This is a genomic window from Helicobacter cetorum, from assembly GCF_900198405.1.
GTDB lineage: Bacteria > Campylobacterota > Campylobacteria > Campylobacterales > Helicobacteraceae > Helicobacter > Helicobacter cetorum_C.
Window position 1 is genome coordinate 1 of record NZ_FZMR01000025.1, and the last position, 20,921, is coordinate 20,921.

General features: G+C 34.6%; 19 protein-coding genes. 3 read left to right on the forward strand and 16 right to left on the reverse strand.

Going from position 1 to position 20,921, the window contains the following annotated elements:
* The 13 genes from C6H25_RS07380 to C6H25_RS07440 form a co-directional block, all read right to left on the reverse strand.
* Positions 1-3,621 (reverse strand): DEAD/DEAH box helicase family protein (locus C6H25_RS07380; RefSeq protein ID WP_104748794.1); only part of this gene is annotated, 3,621 nt, incomplete at its 3' end.
* A 239-nt stretch (positions 3,622-3,860) separates the two neighbouring features.
* Positions 3,861-4,925, reverse strand: coding sequence for a tetratricopeptide repeat protein (locus C6H25_RS07385; protein ID WP_104748795.1), 1,065 nt, complete (start codon positions 4,923-4,925; stop codon positions 3,861-3,863).
* A 154-nt stretch (positions 4,926-5,079) separates the two neighbouring features.
* The gene (locus C6H25_RS07390; protein ID WP_104748796.1) at positions 5,080-5,415 is read right to left on the reverse strand and encodes a c-type cytochrome; all 336 of its coding nucleotides are present in this window, start codon (positions 5,413-5,415) and stop codon (positions 5,080-5,082) included.
* Entirely contained in the window at positions 5,415-6,335 is a 921-nt protein-coding gene (hemC, locus tag C6H25_RS07395) for a hydroxymethylbilane synthase (RefSeq protein WP_104748797.1), read from the reverse strand. Before hemC ends, C6H25_RS07390 begins: the two co-directional genes overlap by 1 nt.
* Before the next feature lie 9 nt (positions 6,336-6,344).
* Entirely contained in the window at positions 6,345-8,078 is a 1,734-nt protein-coding gene (proS, locus tag C6H25_RS07400) for a proline--tRNA ligase (protein ID WP_104748798.1), read from the reverse strand.
* Between the two features lie 2 nt (positions 8,079-8,080).
* Positions 8,081-9,439, reverse strand: a complete 1,359-nt coding sequence (gene hemA / locus C6H25_RS07405; RefSeq protein ID WP_104748799.1) for a glutamyl-tRNA reductase — start codon at positions 9,437-9,439, stop codon at positions 8,081-8,083.
* Positions 9,439-10,365, reverse strand: a complete 927-nt coding sequence (locus C6H25_RS07410) for a polyprenyl synthetase family protein (RefSeq protein WP_104748800.1) — start codon at positions 10,363-10,365, stop codon at positions 9,439-9,441. Before C6H25_RS07410 ends, hemA begins: the two co-directional genes overlap by 1 nt.
* An 11-nt stretch (positions 10,366-10,376) precedes the next feature.
* The gene (locus C6H25_RS07415; protein ID WP_104748801.1) at positions 10,377-10,781 is read right to left on the reverse strand and encodes a hypothetical protein; all 405 of its coding nucleotides are present in this window, start codon (positions 10,779-10,781) and stop codon (positions 10,377-10,379) included.
* Entirely contained in the window at positions 10,774-11,058 is a 285-nt protein-coding gene (locus tag C6H25_RS07420) for a DUF2018 family protein (protein ID WP_104748814.1), read from the reverse strand. The genes C6H25_RS07415 and C6H25_RS07420 overlap by 8 nt, the downstream gene beginning before the upstream one ends.
* A gap of 11 nt (positions 11,059-11,069) precedes the next feature.
* Entirely contained in the window at positions 11,070-11,504 is a 435-nt protein-coding gene (gene dps / locus C6H25_RS07425) for a DNA starvation/stationary phase protection protein (RefSeq protein WP_104748802.1), read from the reverse strand.
* 123 nt (positions 11,505-11,627) lie between these two features.
* A complete protein-coding gene (locus C6H25_RS07430; protein ID WP_104748803.1) occupies positions 11,628-12,752 on the reverse strand; it encodes a sensor histidine kinase in 1,125 nt (374 codons plus the stop codon).
* Complete coding sequence (locus C6H25_RS07435; RefSeq protein ID WP_104748804.1) at positions 12,749-13,072, reverse strand: hypothetical protein; 324 nt, start codon at positions 13,070-13,072, stop codon at positions 12,749-12,751. Before C6H25_RS07435 ends, C6H25_RS07430 begins: the two co-directional genes overlap by 4 nt.
* Positions 13,069-14,109 carry a flagellar basal body P-ring protein FlgI gene (locus tag C6H25_RS07440; RefSeq protein WP_418904557.1) on the reverse strand — a complete coding sequence of 347 codons (1,041 nt, stop codon included), beginning with the start codon at positions 14,107-14,109 and terminating at the stop codon, positions 13,069-13,071. Before C6H25_RS07440 ends, C6H25_RS07435 begins: the two co-directional genes overlap by 4 nt.
* A gap of 303 nt (positions 14,110-14,412) precedes the next feature.
* Between C6H25_RS07440 and C6H25_RS07445 the strand changes: the two genes are divergently transcribed.
* The 3 genes from C6H25_RS07445 to C6H25_RS07455 all read left to right on the forward strand — a co-directional run bounded on the left by C6H25_RS07445 (position 14,413) and on the right by C6H25_RS07455 (position 17,677).
* Positions 14,413-15,951 carry a DEAD/DEAH box helicase gene (locus C6H25_RS07445; protein ID WP_233707358.1) on the forward strand — a complete coding sequence of 513 codons (1,539 nt, stop codon included), beginning with the start codon at positions 14,413-14,415 and terminating at the stop codon, positions 15,949-15,951.
* A 68-nt stretch (positions 15,952-16,019) separates the two neighbouring features.
* Entirely contained in the window at positions 16,020-17,114 is a 1,095-nt protein-coding gene (locus tag C6H25_RS07450; protein WP_104748805.1) for a prohibitin family protein, read from the forward strand.
* A 14-nt stretch (positions 17,115-17,128) separates the two neighbouring features.
* On the forward strand, positions 17,129-17,677 hold the full coding sequence (locus C6H25_RS07455; RefSeq protein WP_104748806.1) for a DUF2393 family protein: 549 nt from the start codon (positions 17,129-17,131) through the stop codon (positions 17,675-17,677).
* A gap of 469 nt (positions 17,678-18,146) precedes the next feature.
* On the opposite strand, the gene C6H25_RS07460 is transcribed toward C6H25_RS07455, so the two are convergent.
* From C6H25_RS07460 to ppa, 3 genes are all read right to left on the reverse strand, one after another.
* A complete protein-coding gene (locus C6H25_RS07460; protein ID WP_104748807.1) occupies positions 18,147-18,986 on the reverse strand; it encodes a sulfite exporter TauE/SafE family protein in 840 nt (279 codons plus the stop codon).
* Between the two features lie 228 nt (positions 18,987-19,214).
* Positions 19,215-19,985 carry a sulfite exporter TauE/SafE family protein gene (locus C6H25_RS07465; RefSeq protein ID WP_104748808.1) on the reverse strand — a complete coding sequence of 257 codons (771 nt, stop codon included), beginning with the start codon at positions 19,983-19,985 and terminating at the stop codon, positions 19,215-19,217.
* A 385-nt stretch (positions 19,986-20,370) separates the two neighbouring features.
* The gene (gene ppa, locus C6H25_RS07470; RefSeq protein WP_104748809.1) at positions 20,371-20,892 is read right to left on the reverse strand and encodes an inorganic diphosphatase; all 522 of its coding nucleotides are present in this window, start codon (positions 20,890-20,892) and stop codon (positions 20,371-20,373) included.
* Positions 20,893-20,921: the final 29 nt, after the last annotated feature.

Below are 20,921 nucleotides of genomic sequence, written 5' to 3' on the forward strand. Positions count from 1 at the left end.
GTTCAGCCAGTCGTATTGCACGTTAGGAGTGATTTCTTTAAATTCAAGGTTTTGCAAGTTTTTATTTTTGGTTAAAAAATTTAATTTTTCTTTTTTCTTTAAATTATCGCCAATATTGTAGTAGTAGAGCTTGTGGGTATTTAGGCTAGGGTTTTTTACGCCTAGAAATAAGCATACCCCTACTTGAATATTACCAAAGATATTGTCGCCCTCATTTTGCTTAAAGTTTGCACGCATAGAGCGTAAATCCCCTCTTAAATCCACAATATAAATCTCGTTAAAATCTTCTAAAAGGCGTTTTCTAAAGCCTGCCCCACTAGCTTTATCTAAAAAATTATTATTGATTACAAAACTTACAATGCCCCTCTCCCCTATTTTTTGCGTCGCCATAAAAATGGCTTGAATGAGCGTGTCTCGTGTGGTTTGCCCCTCGTTTTTATTGAAACCACCAGTATAAGCTTTTTTGACTTCTTTTTCTAAATTAGGGTGCTTTAAATTAGCGTTATTTTCATTAACATCGCCTTGTTTAGAGCTATAAGGTGGGTTAGAACAAATCACGGTAATGTGGCTTTGTGCGACTTTATCTTTAAGCTTTTTGTTTTCGCTTAGGGGGTTTAGGCTATATTGCAACTCTGGGTATTCTAAAAAATTAATATGCCTTTCAAACTTAGCTTTCCTTTCAAGCTCTTGCTCTTCTAAATAATCCAAACTATCGCATAAAATCACATTTTTAAATAAAGGAGCGTTTTTATCGTATTCTTGTAAGGTTTGGGTGATTTTTAAAATCGCTGTGTGGTAGCTTAAGAGCATGATTTCTTGAGCGTAAAAATCGTTCGCTTTTTTAAAGATATTTTCTTTTTGAAAAAAGGCGTTTTCTTGGCTTAACAACCTACTGATAAACGCCCCAGTGCCTGTGAATGGGTCTAAAATCTTCACTTCTTTGTCTTCAAAACTTAGATTAAAATGCTTTTGTAATAAAAAGTTTGTGGAGTGCAATAAAAAGTCTATGATTTCTAAAGGCGTGAGATTAATGCCATGCTTTTGCTTTTCTTTCTTATAAACGCCATCTATAAAAGCCTCATGCAAAGCGTTGAGTAATTTAAGCTTAGAGCTATCGCTTTTAGCGCTCTTGGCTTGGCGTTCTACTTCTTTGTAATAGTCTTTTAAATCTTGTGTTTCCCCCTCATTTAAGCCGGCTTTTTTGAGTTTAGCAATTTGTTCGTCTAAGGCTTTAGAAATAGGCTCATCAAAACTCCCTAAAATGCTTTTATAAATGGGGTTTAGGATTAAATGGCTTGCGAGCATGTCAAGACTTTGGGTTTTATCAATGTTATGATGAATGTTTTCTCTTAACACTCTTAAAAAGTCTGTGATAATGCCCGGGCTTTTTCTATCAATATCTCTTAAGCGTTCTTTAATAGGCTCAATTTTTGTAGAGGCTTTTTTGCCAAAGTTTTCCCAATAGAGACTATCGCCAATTTTTTCAGCGATAACTGTTTGGAGCTTTTGGGCTAGTCTAAAGCCCTCTTCAAAACTGATTGTTGTTTGCTTGTTTTTAGTTTTTTCGCCACTACTAGAGCGTTCACTCATTGGTGGGGCGATATAAATGTTATCAGCGATGAATCTATCATCTACACTTCTTAATGCTCCTAAAACTTCCCATATTACTCTAAAACTCGTGCTTTTAACATATTCATTCAAACTTCTGTTGGTTTCATTAGAGTAAGCGACCGGTAAAATGATGTAACCATGCGTTTTATTTTTGTTCGTGTTGTCTAGTCTAATGGCTCTGCCAATGCTTTGAGCGATGTCAATCTTACTCTCTTTGCTATCAAAAAAGACAACGCTATCAAGGCTTGGCACATCTACGCCCTCGCTTAAACACCTAGCGTTGCTTAAAATTTTGCAAATGCTTTCATTGTCTGCTTTATGCGATAGCCATTCTAGCTTATTCGCTCTTGTAGTGGCGTTCATCTCGCCATCAATGTGGTCTATTTCTAGGCTAAAAGGAGGTAAATTAGGCGCATAAAGCTGTCTGTAATATTCTATTAAACCGGAGGCGTGGTCGGCGATTTTTTTACTCGTGCTTTTGAAAGTGCTAAAGCTTATGGCTTGTTTACTGCTAATTATATCGCCTAAATCAACTAGCTCTGAATTTTGGTTGTTAGTGGTGTCTAGGACTTGGATATTGTGTCTACCTAGCGCTTTATACATGCCTATGATTTTAGCGACAAACTCATAATCTATCTCATCTTTATCTTGGATTTTTTTATGCGCCTCTTCTTTTAAATTGAATTTCTTATTATATTCATTCACTATGTCAGCAATTTCTTCGGTATCTGTCATTAAAACAAGCACTTTATAATCGCACAATCTTTTTTCGGCGATAGCTTGTCCAAAGCCGTAGTAAAAAATCTCTTTGCCAAAGATTGTTTCATCGTCCATGCTTAAAAATTCTATTTCTTGGGGGTCTTTATTCTTTTTGATTTTTGGCACTTTTGGGGTGGCGGTCATATAAAGGCGTTTGTTAGCTTTTAAAAAATCATTGTCATGGCATTTGGCAAAGACATTATCTATGGCTTGTTTTTTATCCATGCTTGGCACACTTTTATGCGCCTCATCGCATATCATTAATTCAAATGTTAAACTAGGCTCTAAATTTTGGGCTTTAGAGATGACTTCAATAGATTGGTAAGTGCTAAAGACTATCAAGCGTTCATTAGGTTTTTTATGTTTAAAGGCTTTGATTAGATCGTGTGGGTTAGTGCTGGCTCTTCTAAGAATGTAGCCATCAAACATCTCATCGGCATCTTTTTTGTCTTTACTTGTTTTACCGGCATCTTCATCGCTACAAATAAGAGCGTAAGAACAAGAAGTGTTTTTATCTCTGTTAGCTCTAAACTCTCTAAAGGTTTGCCCCACTAGCATGATGCTTGGAGCTAGAAAAAGAATGTTAGAATTGCTTGGGGTTAGTTGCTCTATGATTTGCAAGCTTGTGTAGGTCTTGCCTGTTCCGCATGCCATAATGAGCTTGCCTCTAGTTTCATTATTAGTATAATAATGCTCTTTAACTTTATTGATCGCCTCTATTTGATAGGCATGCAAGGTTTTTGTATTTTCTTTAATAGTGTTATGCTCTACTAAATATTTATAATCAATGTCTAGCTTTTTGATTTGGTCTCTATCAATCACTTCTATAGGAATGTTATTCATTTTTTGAATGTTATTGAGCTGTTTTTGCACCGGCTCTGTAACACCATTTATAGCGATGAGTATCCCTTCTTTAAAACGGATTTCTTTGTTATTAGGGCTTATAAAGCCACTTTGTAAAAGCGTGAAAAAATTAGAAAGATTGCCTTTTAATTCAATAGGTTCTTTGTGGTATTTGCACTGCACGCCTATGTATTCGTTATCTTTTGTAGTAATCACTATGTCTATGCCATAATCTTTGCCATTCTTTTCTTTGAAATCGTCCCATAAATCAATGCTTAAAAAATCTTTACTGCTCTTATTAGATAATTTAGTCAAAAAATATTTGGATAGAATCTCAAATAGAGTGCCTTTGATTTGCTTATCGGTTTGTGGTTTTAGATATTGTTCTTCAAATTCTAAGAAAGTCATTAGCTATTTCCCTTAATCTATGATAAGGGTAAATTATACCATTCAAAAACCATTCTAGTGAATAATACTTTTTATCATATTATTCTTTTATCTACTCAATAGACTTATTTAAAAAAACTTTTTAATGTGATGATTAAAAACAGATTTTATCTCTATTACCAAGTAAAAGATGTTATGAATGCCCCCTAAATTTTAGAAAGCATCAAAGAAAAAATATAGGGGGGTTTTAATAAAGTTTTTTAAAACCCTCTAAGCCTTGAGGCGTTATCACATGCTTGTTTCATGCCAAGCTTGCACCCCTTTTCATAGATTCTTATAGCGTTATCTTTATCTTTGCTGTTGTAATATATCCCAGCTAGAGCAAAGCACCCTCTATCATCACCCATATCACAACCCCTTTCATAATTATCTAGGGCTTTTCTCAAATCTTTACCTACTGCATCGCCTTGTGCATACATATAACCAATCCTAGAGCAACTTACTCCGCTCCCCATTTCGCATGCTTGCTTGAAGTAATTTAGGGCTTTAGTGTAATCTTTTTTAATGTATTCGCCTTGCATATACATTACGCCTAAGCTCGCACAACCATCACGACTGCGTAATTCACAAGACCTTTTTAGATATTCATGCGCTTGTTCTAAATCTTGGAATACACCCTCGCCATATTTAAACAAAATACCTAGAGAATGGCACGCATCACCGCTTTTTAAATCGCAAGCTTTTCTATAAAAAAGCACCGCTTGCAAGTAGCTCTTTTTAACCTTTAGCCCCTCTTCATAAATCGTGCCTAAAATATAGCACCCCTCCCCTACATTCATCACGCAACTTTTTCTATAATAGACAATCGCCTCGCTGTAGTTTCCAAGCACTCTTCTATCATAAATAATTCCTATATTAAAACATGCTCTAGGGTCTTTTAGGGTGCAAGCTTTACGATAATAGCTGATAGCTTTTTGATAATCTTGCTTAACTCCAAGACCCTCATCATAGAGTCCGCCTAAGCCAGAACACCCCTCTCTATTATTCATTTCACAAGCTTTTTGGTAATAACTGAAGGCTTTTTTGTAATCAGCTCTAGTTCCTTGACCATTTTCATAAATCACGCCTAAGTGAGCACAACCATCGCTCACGCCATTACTGCATGCTTTTTTAAAGTTAGAGGTTGCTCTCCAATAATCTCCATCTTCATAAAATTTATTCCCCTTTTTTAAAAAGTCATCATCAGCTATGGCTAAACTCGCATAAAAACCATTTAGCAGTAACGCTCCAACGATTACTTTTAATATTTTAGCACTCCATGTCATTTTTAACCTTTTTATGAAATCAAATCTAACCTTAATTTATTTTAAGAATAAAGCAACTTGAGCGTTGATTTTAACATATAAATTTAAATATTAACGCAATTATTATAAGCTGTAGTTTTTATGAAAAAAAGTTAAAAATATATACCCTAATTGCTTAATTTGCTTTTGAAGTAATGTATAAATAAATCGCTTGAATCTCTTCTAGGTTAAGATTGTATTTAGGCATCATGCCCTTGCCTAAACTCAATGCGTCTTTGAAAGTTTTAAAATCTAAATGATTGATTTTAGGGGCATAAAGGATTTTTTTTTCACCTTTTTCGTAGTAAGTGGTGATTTGTCGTTTTTCTCCCTTAATGCCATGACATTTCACACAAGTAATACCCCTAGGGTTTTTATAAAGGGCTAAGCCATATTCAAAATCTGAAATAAAATCGCTCTCTTTAGCACTTAAGCTTAACAAACCTATTGCTAACATGATAACAAAACGCATTAAAATAACTGAGCCTTGTCTAAAATCTCTCTAGCCCCACTAGCTAAAAACTCTTTTAAAAGCTCTTCAACCAATAAAAACGCTCTAACTTTATTCCCTTGTTTTTCTTTAGAAATAACTTGCTCTCCATTAGGCAAGCCTAAAATTGCTTGAATTTTAATTTTATCATCAATTAAGCTTGCATGCACACCTATAGGAATTTGACACCCCCCATTAAGCCCTTTGACAAACTCTCTTTCTAAACTACAACAAAACGCACTTTCTTCATCATTAAGCTTTTGAAGGGTTGAAAAATGCTTGTGTTTTTTTAGCATTTCTACCCCTAATGCCCCCTGTCCCATGCTAGGAATCATTTCATTGACACTAAAAGCTTTACGATAATTTGCCCCTTTAATTTCTAAGCGTTGCAACCCCGCTTCAGCTAAAATGATAGCGTCAAATGCACCTAATTCAAGCTTTTTCAAACGGGTTTGGACATTCCCCCTTAAGCTCTCTGTGTCTAAATCCTTGCGTTTAAATTTAAGTTGCATAGAGCGTCTTAAAGAAGTGGTGCCCACTTTCGCTCCCTTAGGTAAGCTTAATAAATCAGGATATTTAATGCTTAAAAAAGTGTCTCTCACATCAGCTCTTTTAGTAATGCATGCTAAGTCTAATTCGTTTTCAAACACTACCGGCACATCTTTTAAAGAATGCACGGCTAAATCAATTTCCCCACTTAATAGCAATTCTTCTAATTCCTTAGTGAATAGCCCCTTACCCCCAATCTTATTTAAAGGCGTGTCTAAAATCTTATCGCCCTTAGTCTTAACTATTTTAATCTCGCTTTCTATAGAGCATTCTGTTTTTAGGCGTTGCTGAATGTATTTAGCTTGCCATAAAGCGAGCTCGCTCCCCCTAGAGCCAATCAATAATTTTTCCACTTTCTTCCCTTATTCACTCTCTAGCATTTCTAAAATTCTCTCTTCTAACTCAGTGTCCTTAAGCATTTGTTTTTCTAAATTAGAGCGTTTGATACATTCAAATTCTTTATTCTCTAAAGTTTGCTTCCCAATAATAAGGGCAAATCGCTCCCCAATAAGCTCAAAATCTCTCATTTTTGCCCCAAAACGCACATCTCTATCGTCTAATAAAACATCAACACCTTTTTTAAGTAATCTCTCATACACTTCAAAAGCGAGTTGTTTCTGAGACTCATCTTTCAAATTAGAAACCACGATAACCACATCAAAGGGGGCAGTATTTTTTGTCCATACACAACCTAAATTATCGCTTTTTTGCTCTAAAATCGCACTGAGTAACCTACTAATACCTATTCCATAACAACCCATTTCAAAAAATTGCTCTTTGCCATTCTTATCCAAGAAACTTGCTTTCAAGCTTTTAGCATAACTTTGCCCGAGCTTAAAAATATGCCCCACTTCCAAACTCTTATGATATTTCAATGCCCCCTTACAACAAGGGCAATTATCACTCTCTTTGACTTGGATAATATCCGCATAAACAAGATTTTCAAACTCTTCTAAATTCACACCCACCACATGAAAATCTTTTTCATTAGCTCCAGCAATTAAACAATCGCAATCTTTTAAATCTTCATCAAAAACAATGTAAGAAACATGCTTTTTCAAGCCATAAGGCCCTACAAAGCCAGCTACTAGCCCAGCTTTTTCTAAATCACCTTTACTCGCTTCTGCTAATTCTAAAGCATTCGCTCCTAAAATATTCACAGCGTTTAGGGCTTTTGTTTCTTCTAGATTGTCATCACCCCTAGTAAAAAAGCACGCTAAAGTTTCTCTATCTTTATGAACGACCTTTTTAACAACCGCTTTTAACACAAAGTAAGGCTCTATCTTAAAGAACTCAGCAACGCTTTCAATGCTTGTAATATTAGGGGTAGGAAACTTAGCGAAATGAGCCTTTGGCACATTTAAAGGCTCTAGTCTTTTGGAGCGTTTAGCGATTTCAATATTGGCTGCATAATCGCAATTTTGACACACCACAATCGTGTCTTCCCCACATTCTGTAAGGACGACAAATTCCCTACTTTTATTCCCTCCAATCGCCCCACTATCAGCTTCTACAATGCGAAAATCTAACCCCAAATCACTTAAAATTTCTTTATAAGCACTTTCTGTGTTTAAAAACTCTTTATCCAAGCTCTCAGCATTTTTGTGAAAGCTATAGCCGTCTTTCATAATAAATTCTCTCGCTCTCACAAGCCCAAATCGTGGGCGGATTTCATCACGAAATTTAGTGTGGATTTGATAGAGATGGATAGGCAATTGTTTGTAACTTTTAATGAAATTAGAAACAATCTCAGTAATATTTTCTTCTAAAGTAGGGCTTAAAACAAAATCATTGTCCTTTCTGTCTTTAAAAACCAATAATTCTTTACCATATTTATCCAAACGCCCTGATTTTTCCCATAAACTTGCCGGCACAACAAAGCTCATTAAAATATTTTGTGCCCCATGCTCTTGCATACGCTTATGCGTAATACTCTCTATTTTATCCAGCACTTTTTTAGCTAAGGGCAGAAAGTTATACACTCCACTTCCGATTTGATAAATATATCCCCCTTGAGCTAGATGCTTATGACTTTTTAACACGGCGTCCTTAGGGGGTTCTTTGAGAGTGGGAGCAAATAATTTTGAAAATAACATTCTTATTCCTTATAATAATCGCATTTGTAAAGATTTAAATTTTCAGTATGATTTGTGCTGGATTTACCTAAATTAAACAAACTTTTAATCGTGCCTACAAGCACATCAGATTCTTCTTTTTGAGCGTTCTTTTTTAAAGCAATGGTAGGGTGGTGTAAAAAAGTGTTGAACGCATTGTGTAAAATCTTTTCAATATTGCCCTCATATTCTTTAGGAATATAGCGTTTCTTAATGGCTTTTTGCAATTCTTTTTGGGCAGAGATTTTAGCTAATTCTCTTAGCTCTTTAATCAAAGGCTCTACATCTAAGCTTTGAATCCATTGATAAAACTCCATAGTAGAACGCCCAATAATTTCAAAGGCTTTATAGCTACTTTCACGCCTATTTTCTACATTCTCTCTAACCATTGGTTCTAAATCATCTACGCTGTATAAGAAAATATTATTTAATATCGGTTTTTCAATATCTCGTGGCACAGCTAAATCAAACCAGAAACGCCTAAAAGGCGTTTCTTTCAACATTGAATTTTGCACAATATAAGTAGGCGAAGAAGTGGCTGAGAACAACAGCATGTATTCATTGATATAACTTTCTAAATGCTCTATATTTTTAAATTTTACTTTGCTAGGCTCTTCTAACTCTTTTAAAAAATCTTCAAACTTAGTTGCATTACGCCCTAAAATTAACACTTCAAAATGCTTTGTTAATAGGTGCTTAATGACTAATTGAGCTGTTTCGCCAAGCCCTACTACAAGGGCTTTTTTATCCTTAATTTTTTCTTTTTCAAAAATATCATTCGCCTCTTTAACCGCTACTGAAGAAACCGAAATGCTTTGTTTTGAAATGCAAGTGCTATTGCGAACCCTAGCTGCACATCTAAAAGCAAAATGCAATAATCGTGTGAGATTTTTAGAACAAAATTTTTCTTCAAAAGCGAATTTATAGGCGTTTTTCATTTGTCCTGTGATTTGAGTTTCTCCCACAACTAAACTATCTAAACTGCTACACACACTAAATACATGATGGACTGCACTTTCATCTACATAAAATAAGGCGCATTTTTCTAAGCTAGATACGCTGAGATTTTTAACGCTTGCTAAAAGCTTTAAAAGAGCTAGTTTTTGCTCGTTTTGACTGCTAGTGTTTTTGGTGCTTGCATAGATTTCAAAGCGATTGCAAGTGGATAATACCATGCACTCTTTGATATTAGGGCAATTATCCTTTATGGCTTGTAAAAATTCTTTTAGGGCATTTTGTGTGCTAAAAGCAAGCTTTTCTCGTATTTCTATACTCATATTTTTATGCGTAAAAGCTAGAACAAGATATTGCAAAGGATAGGTCGCTAGATTAGTTCCTAACATTAAAAAATCCTTTTAGTAACACTATGTGCTAATTCTTCTAAGATAATATTATTTTCAGTTTTAATCGCCTCAAGGGCTTTATTAGAATAAGTTTTAGCAATCTCAAGAGTTTCTTCTATAATATTGTATTGTATAAATTTTTCTTTAGTCCATTCTATAACTTCTTTCTTGTCGCTTTTGAAGTAGGAAATCAAAAGATTGCGTTCACGCTCTGGCAATTTATCGCATAAAAGTAAGTAAGGTAGAGTGGTTTTACCTTCTTTAAAATCATTAAAACTAGGCTTACCTAAGGTTTGCGTGCTTTGAGTAATATCTAACAAATCATCAATGATTTGAAACGCCATGCCAAAATTCAATCCAAAGCTCGCATAAATCTTTCTGTCCTTATCCAAAAGAATAGCCATGCTCTCTAAGCTTGCCTCTATAAAAGAGGCTGTCTTATCCTCTAAAATACGCCAATATTTTTCTTTATCGGTATTAAAATTCTCTCCAAGAAAAACATCTTCAATTTCACCTCTAGAGAGTCTTAAAACCGCATTTGAAAGTGTTTGAGCAATTGATTCACCCATTTTAGCTAATTCAAAAAAGGCTTTAGAATAAAACACATCACCAAGCATAATCGCATTAATGTTGCCAAAAAGGGCGTTAATGCTAGGGAGTTTTCGGCGTGTTGTTGCCTTATCAATCACATCATCATGTAGTAAGGAGGCGGTTTGTATCATTTCTACAATCGCACACAAATTGAATGCTTTATCTAGCGTAGTAGCATCTACTTTTTCATCTAATAAAGCGAGCATAAGTTTTGAACGCAACATTTTTCCAAAACCAATATTAGAAAATAATTCTTCAATAGGCGAGCTTTTTAAATCCTTAACCCAACAAGCGATTTTTTTTTGGATTATGCTTAACTCTTTTTCTTTATCCATGACTGCATTCCTTAGGGTTGTTGCGAAGAAAGAGAGAGATTTTTAGATGCTAAAAGCCTTAAAATAGCTTTATCTTCTTTAAAATCTTTAAATACAAGCGATAAATGGCTGTTATGTGCGAAACTCTCTTGAAAGACTGCGATATTGTAAGTATCCAAAGAATAGTTTTTATACAAAACAAACTGATAAGGAAAACCATTAAAATGCATGTTTATCACTAAACCCTTATTTTCATATAAAGTCCAATATAATATTATCTTTTTCAAGGATGCTTGATTGTCTGAAGTGTCTTGAATAGTCCCTACAAAAACTTCATCTTTTTTTAATTTTATCGTTGTGTCCACGCCATAATCAAGCCCAAACACCCTTAAAGCAAAAACAACAAGCACCAATCCACAGCAAATAACCCTACTCATTCTCACTGAGAATATTTGCCATAGATTGAATTGTAATGTCTATCTTTTTAGATTCTATTTTCTTTTGAAGTTCGCTATCAATGGTTAGCGCATTGGCAAAAAGCTTAAACTTAGTATCTAAATTTTCTTCCTCTAAAAAGACTTCTTGGAGAGCTAAAAGCTCTAAAAGTCTCTCTAGTTCTTTTTTAGAGAGCTTTTTGCTCGCATGAAAAAGAATGTCATTCCACTTATCTAGGGGATTTCCTTCAAAAATTTCAAGGTCGCTATAATCTCTCATCATTCACTCTCTTAGCCCAAATGCGCTTTTAGCATCCAAATAGACTTTTCTAATTTAGCTAACTGCTCGTCTGCATAAGCTGTAGTTACTTTATCACCATCTTTTTCAGCTGATTCAGAGAGTTTTTTAAATTCTTTTTCTAAATGCTCATAATCTTTTAAAATTTCTTCAAAAATTTCTTTAGAATGAAAACTTGTCTTAGTTTCTTCTTTAACATGAGCTAGTTTGATTGCCTCGCTTAAAGTAACTACTGGGTGATGCCCTAATTGCACGATTCTTTCGGCCAAATCATCAAACATCTCAGCAAATTCTTCATAAATTTCTTCCGTAGCCTTATGCACATGGTAAAAATCATGCCCTTTAACATTCCAATGAAAGTTATGCACTTTCATAAATAATACGATAGAGTCTGCTTGTAAATGCTTTAGAATTTCAACTGCTTTCATAGATAATCCTTTTTTATTTAAAATTCAAAGTTTCTATATAAATTCCTATATAAAAACTCTAATTGCTATCCTACAAAAAAAGAGTTAATGGAATGTTTTTAATAGTTATTAACCCCTTAAAATTTAAAGGGAGTTGGAAATTTTAATCTCAAAAGTCTTGTTTGCATTTTCTAAAAGAGCGATGTTACCCTCATGGGCTTTTACTACTTGTAAAGAAAGGGCCAATCCTAATCCATTGCCTTTTAATTTAGTGGTTTCAAAAGGTTCAAACAAAGCGTTTCTATTTTCCACTTCCTTACCATCATCAATGATAGTAAATACAATAAATTCATTTTGGATAGATGCACTAATTCTCACCTGACCTTGTTCTCTCTCTTCTAACGCCTCAATCGCATCAATAGCGTTATACAAGAAATTTTGCAATACAATCCCCATTAAATCCGTATCAAAAAACCCCTCTTCATCGCTAAAATCCAAAATAAATTCAATATCTTTGGAATAAGTGTAGCAACTCAAAGCCTCTTTTAAATCGTTTTCAAGCACCTTTAAGCTTTGCTTAGTGCGATTAGCTTGAACCCCTTTAGAAAAAAGCAAGGTTGCTTTAATAATTCTTTCTACTCGCCATAACGCTTTTTGTAATTCTATAACAATGGGCTTAGTCTTTTCATTGGCATGTTTTAATAATACTGAGGCTAAAAGAGAGATAGAACCCACAGGGTTTCTGATCTCATGGGCTAAATGCGCTGAGATTTTTCCCATAGAAGCTAGGCGTTCTTGGCGTTTTTGCATAGTAATATCGGTTGCGGTAATAATTTGTTTGCTTTGAATGCTGTTTTGTTGGAACAGATAGTTTTTACCCTCATGCTCTACTTCAGTGTTAAAGCCCTCTAATTTAGCCTTATTAAAAATCTCATGGCTCTGATTTGCTAAGGAATTTTTATAAAAAAAGCTCCCTGTTTCATTCACTACCCAAATGGCTTGCGGTAAAATTTCTATGACCCATTCATAAAGGGCTTTATAATCTTTAAATTCTTTTTCTACCTTATAACTTTGCAAGATAAATTCATTTAAAAGCGTTAGCAATTCTTGCATATCTTTTTTGCCCGATAAGTTTTCTAACAAATTTTCTTCATTGTCTTTATACTTAAGGCTTTCTAAAAAAATAGCGTTATCCTCTAGCTTACTAGGCAATAGTGATTGTGTAGGCTGAGGCTTAGAATGGCGTTTAAAACGCTTAGTTTTTTTCATGACTTCTGTTTTTCTTGTTCTTTTAAGAAATTAAATAGCATTTCACTATAGCCAAAATTCCCACTCAATTCTTGAGATAATGCGTCTTTATACATAGAAGTATAAATATCTGCACCCGGTGCTTTAGGATATAAGGGGCTATCCATTTTCATGCTCGTATCTAGCATGAATTTTAAAAGCAATGCTTCAAAAGAATTAGTCTGTTCTTTAAGTAATTTGTCATCTTGAGTGCCGTTTTTAGCCAAAGCTTTTAATTTTTCTTGACTTGCTAACTTCCCTATTGCATACTGCTCTAGAATCGCTTTATTGTTGTTTATCATATAACCTCCATTTCTACGCTGATAGCACCACTTTTTTTCATGGCTTGCAAGATTGAAACAATCCCTTGAGCGCTCACACCAATTTTTTGCAAGGCTTTGACTACGCTTGCAATAGTGATGTTTTCCCCATTAGAACTGAGCGTATTTTTTTTAGTATCTAAAGATGTGTTATTGTCTAAATCCTGTGCGTTTTTGGAATCTTCTAAAGGGTCTTTAGTAATTTTTAGTGTTACATCTCTGCTTGTAACCACTACAGGATGCACAACAATATCTACTCCAGAAACAATAGTGCCTGATTTTTCATCTATGATAATTTTATTGCTAGAGCTATAAGAAATGGGGGTTTCTTGCACTAAAGCTAGAAACTCTACCATAGACAAACGCTCTGGGCGTGTTATTTTAATCGTTTTTGGGTCTAGTGCTTTTGCTACCCCTTTACCAAACACCCTATTTAAGGTATTTTGAACTTGAATAGCATTTTTAAAATTAGGTTTTTTTAAGCTTAAGACCATAGCGTTTTTATGGAACAAATCATACGAGACTTCCCTTTCAATAGTAGCTCCATTGATGATATTTGCTGAGAGCAAATTAGTGGAATTACCTAGAGTGATAACCCCTTGAGCGAGTGCATAAATATTCCCATCTACCGCATTTAAAGGAGTCATTACTAAAGTTCCCCCTTGAATAGATTTCGCATCGCCAATAGAAGAAATTTTAATATCAATTTTATCGCCTTGTCTTGCAAAGGGGGGTAAGGACGCTGTAATCATCACCGCAGCGACATTTTTAGATTTAATATCATCAGCAGAAATTTTGACATTCACGCTTTCTAGCATGTTTGAAATAGATTGCATGGTAAATTTTGAGCCAGATTTATCCCCCGTGCCATTTAATCCAATCACAAGTCCATAGCCAATAAGCTGATTATCCCTTACCCCTACGATACTAGCTATATCGCCTATCTTTTCAGCCAATAATCCCTGTAAGTTCAAAAGCCCTACAATCAAAATCCCACTCAAACGCTTTAAAAAAAGCACTTTATAACACCTTAATTTCATCTTAAAATCTAACGCTAATTTTAACACAACTTGAGCTTGAATTAAAACTTATTATATAAAATAGATGTTAAAAATCCTAGAAAGCCTTTAAAAACATAACTCAGTCATTTTTATGTTATACTTTCAAGCATTAGAACTAGTAAAAATTTGATATTCTCTAACTTTAAATTGTAGATAATATTATGAATAAAATAGTCTTTAATAAGGCGTTTTAACAATGCTATCTCTAAATCTAGTTTTATGATTAAGATTTACATAAATTATAGAGGTAATAAACCCCCAATGACACGCAATATCAATACAACCAACCACGCCAAAATAAACCCAAAAGAGACTGATTGGGTTGAAGAACTCCCCATTGAACTAAATGATGATGACAACGATAAAAAAACGAGTTTTAGCGATTTAGGTTTAAAACCGCAAGTATTAAAGTCCGTTCAAGAGGCTGGCTTTACTTCCCCAAGCCCTATTCAAGAAAAGGCTATTCCAGCCGTTTTAGAAGGTAGAGATGTTATCGCACAAGCCCAAACCGGCACAGGAAAAACCGCTGCTTTTGCTCTCCCTATTATTAATAACCTTAAAAATAATCATACCATAGAGGCTTTAATCATCACGCCCACTAGAGAATTAGCCATGCAAATTAGCGATGAGATTTTTAAGCTAGGCAAGCATACTAGAACTAAAACTGTGTGCGTTTATGGCGGTCAAAGTATAAAAAGACAATGTGAATTTATTGCTAAAAATCCCCAAGTGATGATAGCCACTCCCGGAAGATTGCTAGACCATTTAAAAAACGAACGCATTCATAGATTTGTGCCTAAAGTAGTTGTTTTAGATGAAAGCGATGAAATGCTAGATATGGGTTTTTTAGATGATATTGAAGAGATTTTTGATTATTTGCCTAGCGAGGCTCAAATCTTACTTTTTTCAGCAACCATGCCAGAGCCAATTAAAAGACTAGCGGATAAAATTTTAGAAAACCCTATCAAAATCCATATTGCTCCATCAAATATTACTAATACGGATATTTCTCAACGCTTTTATGTGATTAATGAGCATGAGAGAGCTGAGGCGATTATGCGTCTTTTAGACACACAAGCCCCTAAAAAAAGTATTGTGTTTACTCGCACCAAAAAAGAGGCTGATGAGTTGCATAAAACTCTAACTGCTAAAAATTATAAAAGCACCGCCTTGCATGGAGATATGGAGCAAAGAGAACGCCGTGCCTCTATTATGGCGTTTAAACAAAATGAAGTAGATGTGTTAGTAGCTACTGATGTAGCAAGCCGTGGGCTAGATATTAGCGATGTAAGCCATGTGTTTAACTACCATTTGCCCCTAAATACTGAAAGCTATATCCATCGTATTGGTAGGACAGGAAGAGCTGGAAAAAAGGGCATTGCTATCACTTTAGTAACCCCCTTAGAATATAAAGAATTGCAACGCATGCAAAAAGAAATAGATTCAAAAATTGAGCTTTTTGAAATCCCCTCAATGGACGAAAACCAAATTGTAAAAACGATTCAAAACGCTAAAGTTTCTGAAGAAATTATTAGCTTGTATGAACAGCTTAAAGAAAAATTTGAGCCATCTCAGTTGATTCTAAAACTTTTAAGCTTGCAATTTGAGACTAACAAAATTGGGCTTAATCAGCAAGAAATTAATGCAATTCAAAACCCCAAAGAGCTTAAAAAACATGAAAAATCTCAAAATAGAAACCGCAACAAACATGGCTCTTCTTTTAAAAGGGGCGATTTCAATAAGGAACGAAACCGCAAAAAGTCTCATCATGGCTATTCCAAAAGTCATAAACGCCCTTAATTGATAGGTTTTGTTTATAATACTTGGAATATCATATTTTATTAAATTATTAAACTAAAGGAACATTTATGCCAATTGATTTAAATGAACATTTAAAAAAGAAAAGCTCTCAAAAACCCTCTAACAACTCTAATTCTACGCCTCCAAATGAGCCAAAGGAGCGTTTCACACCTCCTAATAATTTTTTTGGCTCTAAGAAATTGTCCGCTCTAATTATTATTGCTATATTAGGCTTTATTGCTTATTTAGCCAAACCTTTTGAAGTCATTAGTTCAGGGGAAATCGGCATTAAAATTACCGCTGGAAAATATCAATCCACCCCATTACAGCCGGGAATCCATTTTTTTGTGCCAATCATTCAAGACATTTTAATTGTAGATACTAGAATTAGAAACATCAATTTCTCGCGCACAGAAGACATGGGTGTAGCCGGTAAAAATCAAGGCATTTTTAGAAATGATGCCATTAATGTTATGGATAGTAGAGGCTTGACCGTTTCTATTGAACTCACCGTGCAATACCGCCTAAACCCTCAAACCACCCCCCAAACTATCGCTACTTATGGCTTATCTTGGGAGCAAAAAATCATCAATCCTGTGGTGCGTGATGTGGTGCGCTCCGTCGTAGGACGCTATCCGGCTGAAGATTTACCCATTAAACGCAATGAAATTGCTACTCTTATCAATAGTGGTATCAATAAAGAAGTTTCTAAACTTCCTAACACCCCTGTAGAATTAAGCTCTATTCAATTAAGAGAAATTGTCTTGCCCGCCAAGATTAAAGAGCAAATTGAAAAGGTGCAAATCGCACGCCAAGAATCTGAGCGTGTCAAATATGAAGTGGAACGCTCCAAGCAAGAGGCTCAAAAACAAGCTGCTTTAGCTAAGGGTGAAGCGGATGCTAATAGAATTAAAGCTCAGGGTGTAGCCGATGCGATTGTGATTGAGGCTAAAGCAAAATCTCAAGCCAATTTAAGCATTTCACAGAGTTTGAGCGATAAGCTTTTGAGATTGCGCCAAATAGAGGTGCAAGGCAAATTTAATGAGGCTTTAAAAACTAATAATAACGCTCAAATCATGCTAACCCCAGGTGGTGCAGTGCCTAACATTTGGATTGATACTAAAAGCAAAATTAAATCTAGTGTTTCTAACACTAAAGAATAATCTAATATAGTCTTATGTTAAATAATGCCCATCTCCAAGCTGTGCAGGCATTCTTGGCAACTTTTAAAGATTTCTTAAGCAATGCCACTTTAGTGAGTGCTTTAGTCTTTGGAGTTTTGGCATTATTTTGTGCGTTGCTCTTACTTTTAACCTTACTTTTAAGAAATCGTCTCGCCTCTTCTTTGAGCGCTATATTGTTTTTTGGTGCGTTTTTATCCATGCCTTTTGCCTTAAAGCAGATTTTAACCAAGTATCTCTATCCTATAGAAACGCAATTATTGCAAGCTAACGCCCTTTCTTATTCTAATGCCTTTTCCGTGCAAGTGGGAGTCAAAAATACCGGTAAATTTGTTTTAAAAAAATGTTTTTTACGCCTAGAAATTCTTAAAACTCCACATAATTTTGTTGAAGAATACGCTTTTAAATGGTTTGTCAAAAAGACTTATGAAAAAACCTTTGAAGAAAAAATCTTTCCTAAAGAATCTAAAACTTTTTCGCTTTTTATTGATAACTATCCTTATGCAAAAACAAGCCCTTATCAAGTTTCACTATCATGTTTATAATTCAACGCTACAACTTCAAAATAGCTTGAGTAGAAACCTAAAAATAAACATGAATTTAGAATTTAATAAGCAAAAGCAAAACACTATAAAACACAACAAAATTATTAATTTTTAAAATGTATATTTTACAAATACCATATTGATAATAAGTAAAATCAACAATCATTTGATTTTACACATAGGCTTTTATATCTATTTTATGTATGTATTTAGGGGGTTTTAGCTATTTTTTAGTCTTATTACTTATAAAATCAAAATTAACAAGAATAGTTTTTATGTGATTTTTATAAAAAATATAGAAAAATAAATGTAAAAATGTTTTGTTAAAGTTGCAGATTTTATCATCAATGTCTCATTCAAATAGAGCTTTTTAAAATTTAGTAGCTCTATAAGTCAAAAATAAAAATATTCAAAAGCAAGATAAAAGAACTAAAAAGATTAAACTTTTTTAACTCTCCTATCGTAGAACTTAGCCCACAATAAGCTTATGCAAGGTTGCAATAATACTTAGGGCATAAATTAAGAGCAATAGCACCTTATGCACTTTTTCGTTAGCTAACATAATGAGCTTAATCCCAATCCCAACCCCTAAAAACGCCCCAACACCTGTGATAACTCCTGCTTGAATAGTCGCATTATCTAACACCCCTCCATTATAGAGCGAAATAACCCCAGATAATGAGGCAAACACTACAAAAAATAATCCCAAAGGCACAATTTTTTTAGTATCGTATTTTAAAAAATAGCCCAAAAAAGGCACCATTAAAATCCCCCCACCCATGCCTAATGGAATAGAAAAAATCCCTGTAACAAACCCAGCAAGCATTAAAATCCCATGCGTTTTTTCTATGCGTAAAATAGGTAGCGTGCGTTTAGGGGCTTGCTCTGTATTTTCTTTAGAGTGCATAGCAAAATGCGCCTCTTCAAAACGCTCAGGCTCTTTTTTATCCTTAGAAAAAGCATATTTCACAAAGGTATAGCACACCACTACTACAAACACCCCCATTAAAATCTTATCATCAATGATTTTTAATAAAAAGCTCCCTAAAACCGCACCCAAAAGCCCTCCAAGCGCTGCAAAAGACCCCTCCTTTAAATCCAATAAGCCCTTTTTATAATTGATGATAGAGCCTACCACAGAGGAAAAAAGCATTTGGGTTAAAGATATTCCTACTGCATGACTATAGCTAAAATGCGCAAAAATAGCGCTAGGCACAACAATCTCGCCTCCACCAATCCCAAAAAATCCCGCTGTAATCCCCGTAAACAAACCTACAAGAGCTAAAATTAAAGCCGTTGTTTCTTCCATTGTAACGCTCTCCAAATAATGTTAATTTTTAAATTAAAATATTATTATATGAATAATTAGCAAAAATCATGCTGAATTTTAACAAAAACTTGCATTATAACAAACTTCTTTTTTAAAAACCCCTAAAATTAACTTTGATATTATAATAATTATTGGTTTTTTATAATTATGTTAGGAATTATTTCTAGCAATGTTTTAAAAGGCAATAAAAATCCTTATTTGTCCCTATCATTTAATAATTTTAGACAAAGTGGCTAGAAACGACAAGCTATACACCCCTAAAAGCAGTATTTTATGGATTTTTTTACTCATCATTCCCATAAGATTAATGCCTATACTCACTCCAATAAGCGAACCCAAACCTACCATAACCCCCACCCAAAAAACTTCTTTATCCATCACTTGATGGTGTGCTAAGGATAAAGTCCCAGAAACAGAAGAAAATAAAACAAAAAATAGCCCCAAGGCCACGCATTTTTTAGAATCATAACCCAAAAAGCGATGCATTAAAGGCACCATAAGCATGCCCCCTCCAATCCCAAGAGTAATAGCAAAAACGCCAGTTAAAGCACCAATTAAAATTAATTTTAAGCGTTGGTTTTTATGGTTTTGTAAAGTAGGGTTTGTTGGAGTTGGGATTTTTTCTTTTTTTAATGCGAATTGGATAATAGAATATAAGACCACAAAAGCAAAAATAACCAATAAAATTTTAGAAGGCACTACATTTAAGATAAGTCCACTAAAGCTCGCCCCTATCAAACCCCCTATTCCCACATACAAGCCTAAAGAAAAATCTAGCGCCTTTTTTTTGAAATTCAAATACGAGCCAAAGAGAGAGGAAAACACCATTTGCAAGATAGAAACCCCAATCGCCTCTTCAAACGCATGCCCCATTGTAAGCATAGCAGGCACAACCACCATACCCCCTCCAATGCCAAAGACTCCGGACAAAACCCCCGTAATAAGACCAATAGCAACATACAATAAATGAGTATCCATAAAAAATAACCCCTTTAATACAAAAAAGACAATATGTAACTATACTCTAAGTATGGATAGCTTTCAATGAAATAACTTTATTTTATGAAGTTAATCTTTTGGTTTATAGTAATCGTTTGGATACTATAAAAGCATGAGAGTTATACAGAGTTATTATTGTTTAATAATAGCGATGAGATTGCAAGAGTGCTAGGGCATTTATAGGCACAAAGGGATTAGCTAAGTAGAAAGAAACATTCATTCAAAGAGAGAATGTCTATAAAGAATAAAAGAGAACTCTAAAACCTCGCTTTGAAGCGATTTTATAAATCTTTAGAGCTTTCAAACATTCAATTAGTGTCTCTAAGCCTAGAACGAGAGACTAAAAGCCCCCTAAAAACTAAGCTTATTTTTGATAGGCCTTAATCGCGCTTTCTAAAACTTTAATCGCACTTTCTTTATTCTCAAAACCCTTGACCTTAACCCATTTATTAGGCTCCAAGTCCTTGTAGGTCTCAAAGAAATGCTTGATTTTATCCAAAGTGTGTTTAGAAACTTCATCAATATCTTTGATATTCGCATAAGTGGGGTCAATCTTATCTATAGGTAAAGCAAGCAATTTTTCATCTACCCCACTTTCATCTTCCATGTTTAATACTCCGATTAAGCGAGCTTTGACCACACTTCCAGCTTGAAAGGCTACATCGCTTAATACAAGCACATCTACCGGATCGCCATCTGCTCCTAAAGTATTAGGCACAAAGCCGTAGTTCGCCGGATAGTTTTGCGCTCCATAAAGCACTCTATCTACCATTAAAGCCCCACTCTCTTTATCTAGCTCATACTTGATATTAGAATGCTTGGATATTTCAATCACTACATGCAAGCTATTAGCATCATGACTTACTTCTAATTTATCTAAATTCATTTTTAATCTCCTCAATCATTGCCATATTT

What these genes read in the sequence shown, in the direction of transcription:
- C6H25_RS07410 (WP_104748800.1), bottom strand. Translation starts at nt 10,365, where the DNA reads ATGGATAAAGAAAAAGAGTTAAGCATAATCCAAAAAAAAATCGCTTGT.
- ppa (WP_104748809.1), bottom strand. Translation starts at nt 20,892, where the DNA reads ATGAATTTAGATAAATTAGAAGTAAGTCATGATGCTAATAGCTTGCAT.
- C6H25_RS07415 (WP_104748801.1), bottom strand. Translation starts at nt 10,781, where the DNA reads ATGAGTAGGGTTATTTGCTGTGGATTGGTGCTTGTTGTTTTTGCTTTA.
- C6H25_RS07445 (WP_233707358.1), top strand. Translation starts at nt 14,413, where the DNA reads ATGACACGCAATATCAATACAACCAACCACGCCAAAATAAACCCAAAA.
- C6H25_RS07430 (WP_104748803.1), bottom strand. Translation starts at nt 12,752, where the DNA reads ATGAAAAAAACTAAGCGTTTTAAACGCCATTCTAAGCCTCAGCCTACA.
- C6H25_RS07460 (WP_104748807.1), bottom strand. Translation starts at nt 18,986, where the DNA reads ATGGAAGAAACAACGGCTTTAATTTTAGCTCTTGTAGGTTTGTTTACG.
- C6H25_RS07465 (WP_104748808.1), bottom strand. Translation starts at nt 19,985, where the DNA reads ATGGATACTCATTTATTGTATGTTGCTATTGGTCTTATTACGGGGGTT.
- C6H25_RS07455 (WP_104748806.1), top strand. Translation starts at nt 17,129, where the DNA reads ATGTTAAATAATGCCCATCTCCAAGCTGTGCAGGCATTCTTGGCAACT.
- hemA (WP_104748799.1), bottom strand. Translation starts at nt 9,439, where the DNA reads ATGTTAGGAACTAATCTAGCGACCTATCCTTTGCAATATCTTGTTCTA.
- C6H25_RS07390 (WP_104748796.1), bottom strand. Translation starts at nt 5,415, where the DNA reads ATGCGTTTTGTTATCATGTTAGCAATAGGTTTGTTAAGCTTAAGTGCT.
- proS (WP_104748798.1), bottom strand. Translation starts at nt 8,078, where the DNA reads ATGTTATTTTCAAAATTATTTGCTCCCACTCTCAAAGAACCCCCTAAG.
- dps (WP_104748802.1), bottom strand. Translation starts at nt 11,504, where the DNA reads ATGAAAGCAGTTGAAATTCTAAAGCATTTACAAGCAGACTCTATCGTA.
- C6H25_RS07435 (WP_104748804.1), bottom strand. Translation starts at nt 13,072, where the DNA reads ATGATAAACAACAATAAAGCGATTCTAGAGCAGTATGCAATAGGGAAG.
- C6H25_RS07385 (WP_104748795.1), bottom strand. Translation starts at nt 4,925, where the DNA reads ATGACATGGAGTGCTAAAATATTAAAAGTAATCGTTGGAGCGTTACTG.
- C6H25_RS07450 (WP_104748805.1), top strand. Translation starts at nt 16,020, where the DNA reads ATGCCAATTGATTTAAATGAACATTTAAAAAAGAAAAGCTCTCAAAAA.
- C6H25_RS07420 (WP_104748814.1), bottom strand. Translation starts at nt 11,058, where the DNA reads ATGAGAGATTATAGCGACCTTGAAATTTTTGAAGGAAATCCCCTAGAT.